This window comes from Pseudomonas sp. 4CAES_32.4 (assembly GCF_058136335.1).
In genome coordinates this window covers 5,314,816-5,329,685 of the sequence record NZ_CM176882.1, presented here as the reverse complement: position 1 = coordinate 5,329,685, position 14,870 = coordinate 5,314,816, and the positions used below count along the sequence as shown (strand labels likewise).

11 protein-coding genes and 4 tRNA genes are annotated in these 14,870 nt (G+C 58.9%); 11 read left to right on the top strand and 4 right to left on the bottom strand.

The genetic code is table 11. The features are described 5' to 3' along the window. Nucleotides 1-11: 11 nt before the first annotated feature. The 4 genes from AC3Y64_RS23980 to thiO are packed head-to-tail and all read left to right on the top strand — an operon-like array spanning nt 12 to nt 5,136. Nucleotides 12-491 (top strand): pilus assembly PilX family protein, encoded by a 480-nt coding sequence (locus tag AC3Y64_RS23980; RefSeq protein WP_489985472.1) that lies wholly within the window; start codon nt 12-14, stop codon nt 489-491. Further along, the gene (locus AC3Y64_RS23975) at nt 478-3,561 is read left to right on the top strand and encodes a pilus assembly protein (protein ID WP_489985471.1); all 3,084 of its coding nucleotides are present in this window, start codon (nt 478-480) and stop codon (nt 3,559-3,561) included. The genes AC3Y64_RS23980 and AC3Y64_RS23975 overlap by 14 nt, the downstream gene beginning before the upstream one ends. Nucleotides 3,562-3,576: 15 nt before the next feature. Then, the gene (locus tag AC3Y64_RS23970; RefSeq protein WP_489985470.1) at nt 3,577-3,978 is read left to right on the top strand and encodes a type IV pilin protein; all 402 of its coding nucleotides are present in this window, start codon (nt 3,577-3,579) and stop codon (nt 3,976-3,978) included. A 57-nt stretch (nt 3,979-4,035) separates the two neighbouring features. Continuing rightward, complete coding sequence (gene thiO, locus AC3Y64_RS23965; RefSeq protein ID WP_489985469.1) at nt 4,036-5,136, top strand: glycine oxidase ThiO; 1,101 nt, start codon at nt 4,036-4,038, stop codon at nt 5,134-5,136. Between the two features lie 89 nt (nt 5,137-5,225). Here thiO and AC3Y64_RS23960 read toward each other — a convergent pair whose 3' ends face one another. From AC3Y64_RS23960 to AC3Y64_RS23945, 4 genes are all read right to left on the bottom strand, one after another. Then, nucleotides 5,226-6,572 (bottom strand): sigma-54-dependent transcriptional regulator, encoded by a 1,347-nt coding sequence (locus AC3Y64_RS23960; protein WP_489985468.1) that lies wholly within the window; start codon nt 6,570-6,572, stop codon nt 5,226-5,228. Beyond that, on the bottom strand, nt 6,569-8,155 hold the full coding sequence (locus AC3Y64_RS23955; protein ID WP_489985467.1) for a sensor histidine kinase: 1,587 nt from the start codon (nt 8,153-8,155) through the stop codon (nt 6,569-6,571). Before AC3Y64_RS23955 ends, AC3Y64_RS23960 begins: the two co-directional genes overlap by 4 nt. Continuing rightward, nucleotides 8,145-8,387, bottom strand: coding sequence for a PP0621 family protein (locus AC3Y64_RS23950; protein ID WP_158959480.1), 243 nt, complete (start codon nt 8,385-8,387; stop codon nt 8,145-8,147). Before AC3Y64_RS23950 ends, AC3Y64_RS23955 begins: the two co-directional genes overlap by 11 nt. A 126-nt stretch (nt 8,388-8,513) precedes the next feature. Beyond that, complete coding sequence (locus AC3Y64_RS23945; RefSeq protein WP_489985466.1) at nt 8,514-9,530, bottom strand: outer membrane protein assembly factor BamD; 1,017 nt, start codon at nt 9,528-9,530, stop codon at nt 8,514-8,516. A gap of 151 nt (nt 9,531-9,681) precedes the next feature. Here AC3Y64_RS23945 and rluD point away from each other — a divergent pair, with 151 nt between their 5' ends. From rluD to AC3Y64_RS23910, 7 genes are all read left to right on the top strand, one after another. Further along, on the top strand, nt 9,682-10,644 hold the full coding sequence (gene rluD / locus AC3Y64_RS23940) for a 23S rRNA pseudouridine(1911/1915/1917) synthase RluD (protein WP_122592797.1): 963 nt from the start codon (nt 9,682-9,684) through the stop codon (nt 10,642-10,644). Further along, entirely contained in the window at nt 10,641-11,363 is a 723-nt protein-coding gene (gene pgeF, locus AC3Y64_RS23935) for a peptidoglycan editing factor PgeF (protein WP_489985465.1), read from the top strand. Before rluD ends, pgeF begins: the two co-directional genes overlap by 4 nt. 130 nt (nt 11,364-11,493) lie before the next feature. Further along, nucleotides 11,494-14,058 carry an ATP-dependent chaperone ClpB gene (gene clpB / locus AC3Y64_RS23930; protein ID WP_489985464.1) on the top strand — a complete coding sequence of 855 codons (2,565 nt, stop codon included), beginning with the start codon at nt 11,494-11,496 and terminating at the stop codon, nt 14,056-14,058. A gap of 297 nt (nt 14,059-14,355) precedes the next feature. Next, nucleotides 14,356-14,431, top strand: a tRNA-Asn gene (locus AC3Y64_RS23925). Nucleotides 14,432-14,440: 9 nt separating this feature from the next. Continuing rightward, nucleotides 14,441-14,517, top strand: a tRNA-Pro gene (locus AC3Y64_RS23920). A 5-nt stretch (nt 14,518-14,522) separates the two neighbouring features. Then, a tRNA-Lys gene (locus AC3Y64_RS23915) sits at nt 14,523-14,598 on the top strand. 97 nt (nt 14,599-14,695) lie between these two features. Continuing rightward, nucleotides 14,696-14,772 (top strand) — tRNA-Pro (locus tag AC3Y64_RS23910). The last annotated feature ends 98 nt before the right edge of the window (nt 14,773-14,870 follow it).

Here is a 14,870-nt window from a genome sequence, read left to right as displayed (position 1 = left end):
GGGCCGGGGTGATGCGGATATCTTTTCATCAACGGCAAGCTCAGCGCGGCATGGTGTTGCTGGTCAGCCTGGTGTTCTTGTTGTTGCTGACGTTGATCGGCCTGTCGTCGATGCAAAGCGCCAACCTGCAGGAAAAAATGGCCGGCAGCGTGAGCCTGCGCAATCAGTCGTTTCAGACAGCAGAAGCGGCGCTGCGCGTGGGGGAAAGTGCGGTGCAACTCGATACTTACACGTTGCCAGTGTGCAGCGGCACGACGCAATGCGCGCCGCCGGCGGAGTCATCGGTGGTCAGTGCAGCGGGGCTCAACTCAACCTCGGGTGTGACGTGGATCGCGACTGGCAACGGTTTCTATGGTGTGCAGAACATCGGCACCACACTCACGGCGGTGAACGTGCCGAGCAATACCTCGGCGACGTTGTATCGGGTCACCGCTGTCGGCATCGCCGGCACTTCGCGCAGTGTGGTGGAGAGTGTCTATGCGAAGTATTGAGCGTTATGTGTCACTGCTGATCGGCCTGTTGCTGAGTTTTTATCTGGTCGCGCCGGTGTATGCGTTCACGCCATCGGACTCGCCATTGTTGAGTGCCGCAGCGGTGCCGCCGAACGTGATGTTGCTGATCGATGATTCGGGCAGCATGAACAGCATCATCTATGCGTCCGGTTTTGATCCGACGGCTGATCGCACGCCGGCGCGTCAGTGCAATGCGTTGCTCGGCTTGTGCCTGAGCTCATCTGTGATCACCGGTGATTCGATATTCCTCTCAAGTCTGCCGACCTCGGGATGTTCCGGTGGCGCCTACGCGTTCTACAACAACAGTCTGGCACCGCTGTGCCTGAAACTTCCGGACCCGGTCGGCAGCGGTAACACGCGTTATTCGGGCGATTACATTGCCTACGTATTTTCTTTGGCCATCAACAATGGCACCCGCGATTTCACCACCGGGGCGATTCCCAATGATTACCGGATCAACGTTGCACGTAACGTGTCCACCGCGCTGGTTTCCAGCAACCGCACATTGCGCATCGGCCTTTCGACGTTCAATCCGGCGACCAGCAACAACTCCGGAAACGGCGGTTTCATCGCCCGCTCGATCAGCGATCTGGCACCAGTGTCCGGCAGCGTGACGCAGGGTCAGGCCGACACCAACTACAACGCGCTGATTGCAGCGATCAACGGCTTGAGCGCAGTGGCCAATACGCCATTGGCGGAAACCTATTACGAAATCACCCGTTACATGCGCGGCATGGCGCCGTACTACAACACTACGCCAGCGACTTACACCAGCCCGATCCAGTATCGCTGTCAGAAAAACTACGGTGTGGTGATCACCGACGGCCTGCCCACTTTCGATCGTACCTTTCCGACCAACGACCCTTTGGGCGGCAGCCGTCTACCGAACTGGGATGGCGTCAACAATGACGGCAACAATCTCAATGGTGACGGTGAGGGCGACACCCTGTATCTGGACGACATCGCCAAGTTCGCCTTCGACATCGACATGCGTTCGACCGGCACCGACGCGGCTGGCAAAAGCTGGAACGCGGTGGATTTTCCCAAGCAGAACATGAACACCTACACCGTTGGCTTCACGGCGGCCAACGACATGCTCTCGGACGCCGCCGCTTATGGGCAGGGCAAGTACTACCAAGCGACGGACAGTACCGGGCTCAATGCGGCGCTGTCGTCGGCGTTGAGTGACATTACGTCCAAGGCAGGATCGGGCGGCAGCGGCGTCACCAGCGGCACCACACTGGCCAGCGGCACCAGTTACTTTCAGACCAGTTACGACCCGAAGGATTGGCGCGGCACGATCAAGTCCTTCGGCTTCAATGCATCCGGAGCGGTGAATACCTCTGCGGTGCTCTGGACCACTGACACGACTATCGTACCGAGTGCGACCGCGCCGACCTATCAGTCGTGGAACACTACAAGCAACGCCGCCGTTACGCTGGCATACGGTAATTTTTCCCCGGCGCAACAAACGACACTCAGTCAGGGACTACCGACGGGCATCACGGGCATTGATCTGGTGGAGTGGAGCAAAGGCACCAACAAGGCCGGGCTCAAGGTACGCAGCGTGTTGCTGGGTGACATCATCAATTCGCCGTTGGTGCTGGCGTCACCCACGGAAAAAACCGCGTCCGATCTGTCCGGGGACACTACCTACAGCACCTACCTGACAACCAAAGCGGCAAACATGAACGCCAGTCTGGTGGTGAACGCCAATGACGGCTTCGTAAACGTCATCAACTCGGCCAATGGCACGCGTCGTTACGCTTACATGCCGTCCAGTGTGTTGCCGTCGCTGCGGTTGATCGCTGACACCAATTACGTTAACGGTGTGAGCCACAAATTTCTCGTCGACGGTCAGGTCGGTGTGTATGACGCTCAGTTGAACAGTACCTGGAAGACATTGGCCATCGGAGGCACTGGCGCCGGCGGCAAAAGCTTTTACGCACTGCAATTGTTCGACGCTTCGGCAGGCAATGTTCTGCGTGCCTTGTGGGAAGTCAGCGCACCTGCGACGGCTAACACTGCAAACGCTTTCAATGATCTGGGTTACGCCTATGCCCGGCCGGAAGTGGCACGCTTGGCCGATGGTCGCTGGGCGGCGTTTATTTCCAATGGGTACGGCAGCAACTCCGGCGTGGCAGCGCTCTATGTGCTGGATGTGCGCGACGGCTCGCTGATCAGGAAAATCGTCGTCGACAGCACGGAAACCACCAACGGCTTGTCCTCGGTGAAACTCAAGGTCAACTCACAGAATGTCGTGCAAGCCGCTTATGGCGGTGACCTGAAGGGACGTCTGTGGAAGTTCGACCTGAGCGCCACTTCCACCGACAGTTGGGGCGTAGCATTTGCCGGCAAGCCGTTGTTCACCACGGCAGGCGGGACGACGCAGCCGATCACCGCGCAGCCGCTGCTGGCGGACAATTCACTGGGTGGCAAACAGATCTTCATCGGCACCGGCAAATTCAATGAAACGGCCGACAAGACCAACAAGGATTTGCAGGCGTTCTATTCGGTGTGGGATGCCGACGGTGGTTCAGGCCAGCTCACGGTCAGCAGTTTGCAGGCGCAGGCTGTGACGGGCGTGTTTTCAGGCAGTTCCGGGCAGTTCGTCACGACAACGCAGAACGACACGACCTATCCGGGAGAGAAGGGCTGGTACCTGCCCTTGGTGTATAACAACGCGCTGACCGGCGAGCGGGTGATCAATCAGGCCAGCCTGGTACTCGGGCGGATCATCTTCACAACCGCCAGCGTTGATACCACCGACCCATGTTCCAGCTTCGGTACCGGCAAACTGGTCGAACTCGATGCGTTCAGCGGTAAGATGCTCAACTATGCGGTGCTCGACACCAACGCCGATGGCGTGGTCGACAGCAATGACACGATTTCCAGTGGCGTGGTGTTCTCCGGCGGTATTCCGACCCTGAATGCCATCGTCAACGGCGCCACGCGCAAGATTGTGAACGACTCCAGCGGTGGTATTACCACGCTGGTGGAAAAACCCGGCGGCGGCAGCCGTCGTATCATGTGGCGACAAATACAGTAAGCGAGAGTTTGAGGCATGCGCAGATCCAACCGCGGATTCACCCTGATCGAAATCATGATCGTGATTGCGATCATCGGGATCGTCATCACCATCGCCGCACCGAGCTACACCGAATACGTGAAAAAGGGCCGCCGCGCCGAAGTGGTGGGGTTGCTCTCGGAACAGGCGCAGACCCTCGAACGTTTCTACACCAAGAGCAATGTCTACACCGGCGTTACCGGTCTGAGCACGGGCAATGATTACTACACGATCACCCCGACCATCGCTGACCAGACCTTCCTGCTGACCGCGACCCGTAAAACGGGCACGGCCATGGCCACCGACAAGTGCGGGGATTTTACCCTGACCAACACCGGTGTCAGAAGCATGAACAACGCGACCACCGGGCTGACCGCCAAGGATTGCTGGGGCCGCTGAGGCGCTTTCTTTCGGGTGCCTTTTGCGCCCACTGTCTTTTTTACGGTTGGATCAAACATGACCAGGCAACAGCAAGTGGTGATTGTCGGGGGCGGGGTGATTGGCCTGCTGACCGCCTACAATCTCGCCTCCGAAGTGCGCAGCGTGGTGCTGCTGGATCGTTCGAACCTTGGCCAGGAATCGTCTTGGGCGGGTGGCGGTATCGTTTCGCCGCTGTACCCGTGGCGCTATAGCCCGGCAGTGACCGCACTGGCGCACTGGTCGCAGGATTTTTATCCACAGCTTGGCGAACGTTTGTTTGCCGATACCGGGGTCGATCCTGAAGTACACACCACTGGCCTGTACTGGCTGGATCTGGACGACGACGCCGAGGCGCTGGCCTGGGCCAAACGTGAAAACCGTCCGCTGCGGGCTGTGGATATCTCGGCGGCGCACGATGCGGTGCCAGTGCTCGGCGGTGGATTCTCGCGGGCCATCTACATGGCGGATGTGGCCAACGTGCGCAATCCGCGTCTGGTCAAATCGTTGAAAGCAGCGTTACTGGCAATGCCGAACGTGACTATTCATGAACAGTGCGAAGTCAGTGGTTTTGTCCGTGACGGCGCGCAGGTTGTCGGTGTTGAAACCTCTGCAGGCGTGATCAACGGTGATCAGGTCGTGCTGACGGCAGGCGCCTGGAGCGGTGATCTGCTCAAGACGCTGAACCTGAAATTGCCGGTCGAACCGGTCAAAGGCCAGATGATTCTCTACAAGTGCGCGGCAGACTTTTTGCCGAGCATGGTGCTGGCGAAGGGGCGTTATGCGATTCCCCGGCGCGATGGCCACATTCTGATCGGCAGTACGCTGGAGCACGAAGGCTACGACAAGACGCCGACTGATGTAGCGCTGGAGAGCCTCAAGGCTTCAGCGGTCGAGCTGATTCCGGCGTTGGCCAATGCCGAAGTAGTCGGGCATTGGGCGGGACTGCGTCCGGGCTCGCCGGAGGGGATTCCTTACATTGGCCGGGTGCCGGGATATGCAGGCTTGTGGTTGAATTGCGGGCATTACCGCAACGGGTTGGTACTGGCGCCGGCGTCGTGTCAGTTGTTTGCCGATGTGATGCTGGGCAGGGCGCCGATTATTGATCCGGCGCCGTATGCGCCTGAGGGCCGCATTTAGAGCAAGATCAAAAGATCGCAGCTTTCGGCAGCTCCTACATTGGAATGCGTTTCCTGTAGGAGCTGCCGAAGGCTGCGATCTTTTACGATCTAATCCAGACCGAGTTTTTTCAGTCGGTAGCGCATCGACCGAAACGACAGACTCAACCGCTGCGCCGCTGCCGTGCGATTCCAGCGGGTTTCCTCCAGCGCCTGCAAGATCAGTTTGCGTTCGACGTTCTCCAGATAATCTTCCAGGTTATCGATCTGCGTCAGATCGGCAATGCCGCCTTCCACCGCGCAATTGCCCTCGCTCAAACGCAGATCCCCTGCTTCGATCGTACGGTTCTCACAGAGGGTGTGCGCCCGTTCGAGGACATTCTCCAGCTCCCGCACATTCCCCGGGAAACGGTAATTCTTCAGTGCTTCGAGCGCCTGCGGGTGCAAGCGCGCCGCAGGCTGGCCGGTGTCCTTGGCCAAGCGCGTGAGCATGTGCGCTGCCAGCACTTCAATGTCATCACGGCGTTCGCGCAGTGATGGCACCCGCAGTTCAATCACGTTCAAACGGTAATAGAGGTCCTGACGGAAACGCTCCGCAGCCACCTCGGCGTCGAGATCCCTGTGGGTTGCGCAAAGAATCCGCACATCGACCACGGTTTCCTGTTGTCCGCCGACGCTGCGCACGGCTTTCTCCTGAATCGCTCGTAACAGTTTTACCTGCATCGACAGCGGCAAGTCCGCCACTTCATCAAGAAACAACGTGCCGCCATTCGCTGCCTGAAACAACCCAGGTTTGTCTTCGACGGCGCCGGTAAAACTGCCTTTGCGATGGCCGAAAAACTCGCTTTCCATCAGCTCTGACGGAATCGCCCCGCAGTTCACCGGCACAAACGGCTGGCCCGCTCGCGGGCCTTGTTCGTGAATCAACCGCGCGACCAGCTCTTTACCACTGCCGGACTCGCCGCTGATGTAAACCGGCGCCTGACTGCGGGCGAGTTTGTCGATCTGTTTGCGCAGATTACGCATCGGCGCCGAGTCACCGAGCAAGCGCCGATCAATCGACGTGCACACGCCGCCGGCCGCCGGCATGCGCAGGGCTGCGCCGACCAGCTCGCGCAGGCGCGTGAGGTCCACCGGTTTGGTGAGAAAATCGAACGCCCCGGCTTTCAGCGCGTTGATCGCGGTTTCCAGGCTGCCGTACGCGGTGATCATCGCCACCGGCAGCTGTGGATAACGCTGCTGAATGTGCTGCACCAGCTCCAGCCCCGTACCGTCGGGCAGGCGCATGTCGGTCAGGCACAGGTCGAATGGCTCGCGGTTGAGCAGCGCCTGGGCTTCAGCCAGATTGCGTGCGCTGTAGGTGTCGAGTTTCATCCGTCCCAGGGTGATTTCCAGGAGTTCGCGGATATCCGGTTCGTCGTCGACGATGAGGATTTTTTGCCGTGGGCTCGTGTTCAACTTTGTTTCCGTCCGTGAGCAAAGGTGATGCGAAAGCAGCCGCCGCCTTGGCGTGATTGAAAGTCTAGGCGCGCTTGGTTGCTTTCGCACAGCTCACGGGACAGATAAAGCCCAAGGCCGGTGCCTTGGCTGCTGGTGGTGAAGAACGGTTCGAACAAATGCGCCTGTTCATCGGCAGGCACGCCGGGGCCGTTATCCTGTACTTCGAGCACCGAAAGCTGGCTGTCGGTGTCGACGAAGAGGGCCAGCCAGACTTCGGCCTGATCGTACAGCAAGGCGCTGTGGCGCCAACCGTTGCGCAACAGATTGTCGAGAATTTGCGTGAGCTGGTTGGGGTCCATCAACGTGGTGAAGTCCCCGGAGTTGATCCGCAGATGAATAATCTGCCGCTCGCTGGCCTGTTCGCGGCTTTCGGCGACGAAGTTTTCCAGCCACGGTTTGAGATCCAGCCGTTGCGGGGCGCTTTGCTGGCGGCGGGACAGTTGCAGGACGTTTTCGATGACTCGGTTCATGCGCTGGGAGTGATCTTGAATGATCTGGGTCAGACGCCGGTCAGCGCCGTCGAGTTCCTCGGACTCCCCCAATAGCTGCGCGGCATGACTGATGGCGCCCAGTGGATTGCGGATTTCGTGGGAGATGCCGGCAGTCAGGCGGCCGAGCGCGGCGAGTTTCAGTTGCTGGGCCTGCTGGGCAATTTGCGCGAGGTCTTCGAGAAACACCAGGGTTTGCTGGTTAGGGCTTTGTTCCAGAGCGATGAAACTCGGTTGCAGTTCCAGGCCGTTGCCGGGGATTTTCAGACTCTGGGGACGCAAGGTCGGGTTGTTCATCCACAGTTGCAGGCGGTCGACCAGGGCTGGCGAATAATCGTCGATCAGATGGCCCTGCAAGTGTGACTGCGCGAGCAAGGTCTGGGCGCTGTGATTGGCCAGTTGCACCCGGCGCTCCTCGTCGAGCACCAGAATGCCGGTGCGCATGCGTTGCAGGATCAGCGCATTGAGCGCTTCGAGGCCGACGACTTCGCTGGCGCGTTGTTCGGCCAGTGTCTCGCTGACTTCCAGGCGACGGATCAACCCTTGCACCAGCAACGAGGCGGCGAAACACAGTGCGCCGAGGGTGCCGGCCTGCAGGTATTCGTTGGCGCTCAGGGGATGGCTGAAACTCAGTAGAAAGCTTGAGCCGACGATGCCGAGGGCGCCAATGGCGGCAATCAGCAAGCCGATGCGTCGACGCAGGAGGGTATTGCTGATCGCAACTGAAACGATCAGCAGATTGCCAATCGCGCTGGCCACGCCGCCGGCGGCATAAAACAGTCCGCACAGCAGCAAGACGTCGACCAGTGCCAGGCTGAACAGCTGCGCCGGACGCCGGGTGTTCTCGAGGAATACCACCAGCAAGATGTTCAACACCAGATACAACCAACTGCCGCTGCGCAGCAAATCGTCGTCAATCGACGTCAGCAGGCGGTTGTCCATATTGCTGGAGATCAGCAGCACCAAGGTGATGCCGACACTTAAACGGTAGAGATGATAAAGGCGCAGCAGGCGCTGCGCCTGTTTGCTGTCGGGGTCGGCCTTAGCGATCACGAGTGCCCGGGCCTTGCTCGAGGTGAGCCTGGCTGCAATACCACTGTTGTTGCACGCTCAGCGCGCGGTCGCGCGGCAGGTGCACGCCGCAATGAGCACAACGCACCATCGGCGCGGCGTCCTGCTCGCTTGAAGAGCGATTGGATTGAGAGGACGCGGCGGGTGCCTTGAATTTCCGCCAGAGCCAAATGGCGGCGAAAATCACGACGATCCAGAACAATAAACGAAGCATGATGAGCGGCTTTTCGACTGATGATCCGGCAGTTTAGCCAAGGACCTGACAAGCGCACAGCGGATTAAATCGCGGAAACGAAAAAGGGAGATCCGCAGATCTCCCTTTTCTGTGCAACCGGTGTGATCAGTCGAACACGCCGAAAGTCATGTAGCTGAACCACGAACGGTCGGTGCTGCTCGACTCGGACTCTGGCTCTTCGATCACGTCACCGTTCTCGTCTTTAGGCTTGAGCTCGTTCGGGATCGCATCTTTCGCGTCCTGGAACTGCTTCTGCACGTCCTGGTTGGCGCGGGTTTCACCCGGCGGCAGCGGTGGACGCGACTCGATCAGACCCAATGTCGCCTTGCTCAGGAACGAACGGTTGTCGGCTTCGGCAACCCGTGGCACGAACTGGCCGTCTTGCAGGCTCGGGTGATTCGGGTAGTTGAGCTTCAGGGTTTCGAGGCTGGTGGCCGCCAGTTCGTCCAGGTGCAGACGCTGATAGGCTTCAGTCATCACCGCCAGGCCGTCGCCGACCGATGGGGTTTCCTGGAAGTTTTCCACCACGTAACGGCCGCGGTTGGCAGCAGCTACATAGGCCTGACGGGTCAGGTAGTAGTCGGCTACGTGAATCTCGTAGGCCGCCAGCAGGTTGCGCAGGTAAATCATGCGCTGCTTGGCGTCCGGCGCGTAGCGGCTGTTCGGGTAGCGGCTGGTCAGCTGGGCGAACTCGTTGTACGAGTCGCGCGCGGCGCCCGGGTCACGCTTGGTCATGTCCAGCGGCAGGAAGCGCGCCAGCAGGCCGACGTCCTGGTCGAACGAGGTCAGACCTTTGAGGTAGTACGCGTAATCCACGTTCGGGTGCTGCGGATGCAAACGAATGAAACGCTCGGCAGCGGACTTGGCAGCTTCCGGCTCGGCGTTCTTATAGTTGGCGTAGATCAGCTCCAGCTGTGCCTGATCGGCGTAGCGACCGAACGGATAACGCGACTCCAGAGCCTTCAGCTTGGCTGTGGCGCTGGTGTAGCTGTTGTTGTCCAGGTCAGTCTGAGCCTGCTGATACAGCTCGGCTTCGCTGAGGTTTTCGTCTACGACTTCCTTCGATGAGCAAGCAGCGGTCAATGCGAGGATGGCGATCAGCAGCAGGTGTTTCACTTGCATGGCGGCTTGCGTCCCTATGACGGCCGCTGTCTTGGGCGGGGCCGTCCTGTTATGATGAGCGCCCCGTTGAAAAGCCTCGGGGCAAAAGACGCCGTATTTAACCACAAGCGCGCAGCCGAAACCAAAAGCTGTGCCGACGCACAGTCAGAGCATGTCCGATAAAATTGAACTTCGCGCAGAGGTGCCGTCCGAATTGGGCGGCCAACGCCTCGATCAAGTCGCTGCCCAACTCTTCGCTGAGCACTCTCGCTCGCGCCTTTCCGCCTGGATCAAAGAAGGTCGCCTGACTGTGGACGGGGCGGTCATCCGCCCTCGCGACATCGTGCACGGCGGTGCCATCCTTGAGCTGACTGCCGAGCAGGAAGCCCAGGGCGAGTGGATCGCCCAGGACATCGAACTCGACATCGTCTATGAAGACGACGACATTCTGGTGATCAACAAGCCTGCGGGCCTGGTGGTGCACCCGGCTGCCGGTCACGCCGATGGCACGCTGCTCAACGCCTTGCTGCACCACGTACCGGACATCATCAATGTCCCGCGCGCCGGTATCGTGCATCGTCTGGACAAGGACACCACCGGTTTGATGGTGGTGGCCAAGACCATTCAGGCGCAGACAAAGCTCGTTACTCAATTGCAGAGTCGCAGCGTCAGCCGCATCTATGAGTGCATCGTGATTGGTGTGGTCACCGCCGGTGGCAAGATCAACGCCCCGATCGGTCGTCACGGCCAGCAGCGCCAGCGCATGGCGGTGATGGAAGGCGGCAAGCCTGCTGTCAGTCACTACCGCGTGCTGGAGCGTTTCCGTTCCCACACCCACGTACGGGTGAAGCTGGAAACCGGTCGTACTCACCAGATCCGCGTACACATGTCACACATCAACTTCCCGTTGGTCGGCGACCCGGCGTACGGCGGTCGTTTCCGCATTCCGCCAGCGGCCAACCCGACGATGGTTGAATCGCTCAAGCATTTCCCGCGTCAGGCCCTGCACGCGCGTTTCCTTGAGCTGGATCATCCGACGACCGGTGTGCGCATGAGCTGGGAATCACCGCTGCCGGAAGATTTCGTCTGGCTGCTGACCCTGCTCAAGCAGGATCGCGAGGCGTTCATCGGATGAACTGGCTGACGCCGGACTGGCCCGCGCCGGCCAGCGTCAAAGCCTGTGTCACCACTCGAGAGGGTGGTGTCAGCGAGGCGCCGTTCGACAGCCTCAATCTGGGCGATCATGTCGATGATCGCCCAGAAGCCGTTGCCGAGAACCGTCGGCGCCTGACCGAACACTTCTCTATACAGCCTGCCTGGTTGCAGCAAGTACACGGGATTGCCGTGGCTCATGCTGATCCGGGCATTGTTGCGACCGCCGATGCCAGCTGGACCGCAACACCAGGCATTGCCTGCGCGGCGATGACGGCGGATTGCTTGCCAGCGTTGTTTTGTGATCGCGGTGGCACTCGCGTGGCGGCGGCTCATGCCGGTTGGCGTGGTCTGGCGGCGGGTGTACTTGAAGCAACGCTCGACAGCCTCGATGTTCCGGCTAAGGACGTTCTGGTCTGGCTCGGCCCGGCGATTGGCCCGCAAGCCTTTGAAGTCGGCCCCGAAGTGCGGGAGGTCTTCATCAATCAATTGCCGGAAGCGGCAAGCGCCTTCGTGCCGAGCGACAACGCCGGCAAGTTCATGGCTGACATCTATCTGCTGGCGCGCCTGCGTCTGGCTGAGCGGAGTGTTACCGCGGTTTACGGCGGCGGTTTCTGCACCGTGACTGATCCACGCTTCTTCTCTTATCGCCGTGCGTCGCGCACCGGTCGCTTTGCCTCCTTGGTCTGGCTCACCCGCTAGACTTGCCTGACTTGAATCAACTCTCTGACGCTTGAATCTCCCAGAATCGACCGCATCTACAGTGGTATCTGGCAGGTTTCTTTATTCAGGATGGTTTTTAGGTCCGGCCTGCTCAAAAGGAAGGTGACTTATGCGAATAGACCGTTTAACCAGTAAATTACAGTTGGCCCTGTCCGACGCCCAGTCGTTGGCAGTCGGCCATGATCATCCGGCGATTGAGCCGGCGCACTTGATGCAAGCCATGCTTGAACAGCAGGGTGGTTCGATCAAACCTCTGCTGATGCAGGTGGGCTTCGACGTCAACAGCTTGCGCAAAGAGCTGACCAAAGAGCTCGACCAATTACCGAAAATCCAGAACCCGACTGGCGACGTGAACATGTCGCAGGATCTGGCGCGTCTGCTTAACCAGGCTGACCGTCTGGCTCAGCAGAAGGGCGACCAGTTCATTTCCAGTGAACTGGTGCTGCTCGCTGCAATGGACGAGAACAGCAAGCTCGGCAAGTTGTTGCTCGGCCAAGGCGTGAGCAAGAAAGCCCTGGAGAACGCGATTACCAATCTGCGTGGCGGCGAAGCGGTGAATGACGCCAACCACGAAGAGTCGCGTCAGGCGCTGGATAAATACACCGTCGACCTGACCAAGCGCGCCGAAGACGGCAAGCTTGATCCGGTGATCGGTCGTGATGACGAAATTCGTCGCACCATTCAGGTTCTGCAACGCCGCACCAAGAACAACCCGGTGCTGATTGGCGAACCTGGCGTGGGTAAAACCGCGATCGCCGAAGGTCTGGCTCAGCGCATCATCAACGGCGAAGTGCCGGATGGCCTCAAGGGCAAACGTCTGCTCTCGCTGGACATGGGCGCGCTGATTGCCGGTGCCAAGTATCGCGGTGAGTTCGAAGAGCGCCTGAAGTCGCTGCTCAACGAGCTGTCGAAGCAGGAAGGGCAGATCATTCTGTTCATCGACGAACTGCACACCATGGTAGGCGCGGGTAAAGGCGAAGGCTCGATGGACGCCGGCAACATGCTTAAGCCAGCACTGGCTCGCGGCGAGTTGCACTGCGTCGGCGCGACCACGCTCAACGAGTATCGCCAATATATAGAGAAGGACGCGGCGCTCGAGCGACGCTTCCAGAAAGTATTGGTGGATGAACCGAGCGAAGAGGACACCATCGCGATCCTGCGCGGCCTTAAAGAACGTTACGAGGTTCACCACAAGGTGGCGATCACCGACGGCGCGATCATCGCGGCGGCGAAGCTCAGCCATCGCTACATCACCGATCGGCAGCTGCCGGACAAGGCCATCGACCTGATCGACGAGGCCGCCAGCCGCATCCGTATGGAAATCGATTCCAAGCCGGAAGTGCTCGATCGTCTGGAACGTCGCCTGATTCAGTTGAAGGTGGAATCCCAGGCACTGAAGAAAGAAAGCGATGAAGCGGCGATGAAACGTCTGGAGAAACTCCAGGAAGAAATCGTCCGCCTCGAACGCGAGTATTCCGATCTGGAAGAAATCTGGAACTCGGAAAAAGCCGAGGTGCAGGGCTCTGCGCAGATTCAGCAGAAGATCGAGCAATCGCGTCAGGAACTGGAAGCCGCACGCCGTAAGGGCGATCTGAACCGCATGGCAGAGTTGCAGTACGGGGTGATCCCGGATCTGGAACGCAGCCTGCAAATGGTCGATCAGCACGGCAAGAGCGAAAATCAGTTGCTGCGCAGCAAGGTGACTGAGGAAGAGATCGCCGAAGTCGTGTCGAAGTGGACCGGCATCCCCGTGTCGAAAATGCTCGAAGGCGAGCGCGACAAGCTGATGAAGATGGAAAGCCTGTTGCACAAACGCGTGATCGGTCAGGAAGAAGCCGTGGTCGCTGTGGCCAACGCCGTGCGGCGTTCGCGAGCCGGGTTGTCTGACCCGAATCGCCCAAGCGGCTCGTTCATGTTCCTCGGCCCGACCGGTGTCGGTAAAACCGAGCTATGCAAGGCGCTGGCCGAATTCCTCTTTGATACTGAAGAGGCGATGGTGCGGATCGACATGTCCGAGTTCATGGAGAAACATTCCGTGGCTCGCTTGATCGGTGCGCCACCGGGATACGTCGGTTACGAAGAGGGCGGTTACCTGACCGAGGCTGTGCGTCGCAAGCCTTATTCGGTGATCCTGCTGGACGAAGTCGAGAAGGCGCACCCGGATGTGTTCAACATCCTGCTGCAAGTGCTTGAGGATGGTCGCCTCACCGACAGCCATGGCCGCACGGTGGACTTCCGCAATACCGTGATCGTCATGACCTCGAACCTTGGCTCTGTGCAGATTCAGGAGCTGGTCGGTGATCGTGAGGCGCAACGCGCTGCAGTCATGGATGCGCTGACGTCGCACTTCCGTCCGGAGTTCATCAACCGGGTCGACGAAGTGGTGATCTTCGAGCCCTTGGCGCGGGATCAGATCGCAGGCATTACCGAGATCCAGTTGAGCCGTCTGCGGACGCGTCTGGCGGAGCGTGAGCTGAAGCTGGAACTGAGTCCGGAAGCGATGGACAAGCTGATCGCGGTTGGTTACGACCCGGTGTATGGCGCGCGTCCTTTGAAACGGGCCATCCAGCGCTGGATCGAAAACCCGCTGGCGCAACTGATCCTTTCGGGTCACTTCATGCCAGGCGACACGGCGACCGGGGCTGTCGAGAACGACGAAATCGTTTTCAACTAAGCCCAAACGCCAATGAAAATTGGAAGGCCCCACCTTGTGGGGCCTTTTTTTTCGTTAGGCTGTTGAACTCAAAGGAAAAGGCTTGTAAAGTGCGCCCCGCAGTCAGTCGCCAAGACGGTCTCAGCTCACTGAGTTGAAATCTGAAATAAGTTGCAAATCATTAACTTGAAAGCAATTTAGGGGGTTGACAGAGGTGTTCTAGGTTGTAGAATAGCGCGCCTCAGACACACGAACGCAGCGATGCGAACGAGTGACTGGAAGCAGTAAGTTTCACCGTTGTAAATTGAAATATGTAGTTCCGTGATAGCTCAGTCGGTAGAGCAAATGACTGTTAATCATTGGGTCCCAGGTTCGAGTCCTGGTCACGGAGCCAATTTCAAGCCGGGGTATAGCGCAGTCCGGTAGCGCGCCTGCTTTGGGAGCAGGATGTCAGGAGTTCGAATCCCCTTACCCCGACCATTTTTGGGTCGTTAGCTCAGTTGGTAGAGCAGTTGGCTTTTAACCAATTGGTCGTAGGTTCGAATCCCACACGACCCACCATTTTTGAAACCAGTTAACGCTGGGATCGAATCTTAAGATCAGAGGCCAAAAGCGCTGATCGAAGAAGGCGATCTTTGAAAGGTCGCCTTTTTTTTACCGGGGTATAGCGCAGTCCGGTAGCGCGCCTGCTTTGGGAGCAGGATGTCAGGAGTTCGAATCCCCTTACCCCGACCATATTAAAAATCCTCGTATCGAAAGATACGGGGATTTTTTTTGTCCGACAAAAACCCATTTCCCCTTCAAGTCGTCATACAACCTGCCGATAGCCCGCT

Excerpts from the sequence above, each read along its gene's own strand:
- AC3Y64_RS23980 (WP_489985472.1), top strand. The coding sequence starts at position 12 with ATGCGGATATCTTTTCATCAACGGCAAGCTCAGCGCGGCATGGTGTTG.
- AC3Y64_RS23975 (WP_489985471.1), top strand. The coding sequence starts at position 478 with ATGCGAAGTATTGAGCGTTATGTGTCACTGCTGATCGGCCTGTTGCTG.
- AC3Y64_RS23970 (WP_489985470.1), top strand. The coding sequence starts at position 3,577 with ATGCGCAGATCCAACCGCGGATTCACCCTGATCGAAATCATGATCGTG.
- thiO (WP_489985469.1), top strand. The coding sequence starts at position 4,036 with ATGACCAGGCAACAGCAAGTGGTGATTGTCGGGGGCGGGGTGATTGGC.
- AC3Y64_RS23950 (WP_158959480.1), bottom strand. The coding sequence starts at position 8,387 with ATGCTTCGTTTATTGTTCTGGATCGTCGTGATTTTCGCCGCCATTTGG.
- AC3Y64_RS23945 (WP_489985466.1), bottom strand. The coding sequence starts at position 9,530 with ATGCAAGTGAAACACCTGCTGCTGATCGCCATCCTCGCATTGACCGCT.
- rluD (WP_122592797.1), top strand. The coding sequence starts at position 9,682 with ATGTCCGATAAAATTGAACTTCGCGCAGAGGTGCCGTCCGAATTGGGC.
- pgeF (WP_489985465.1), top strand. The coding sequence starts at position 10,641 with ATGAACTGGCTGACGCCGGACTGGCCCGCGCCGGCCAGCGTCAAAGCC.
- clpB (WP_489985464.1), top strand. The coding sequence starts at position 11,494 with ATGCGAATAGACCGTTTAACCAGTAAATTACAGTTGGCCCTGTCCGAC.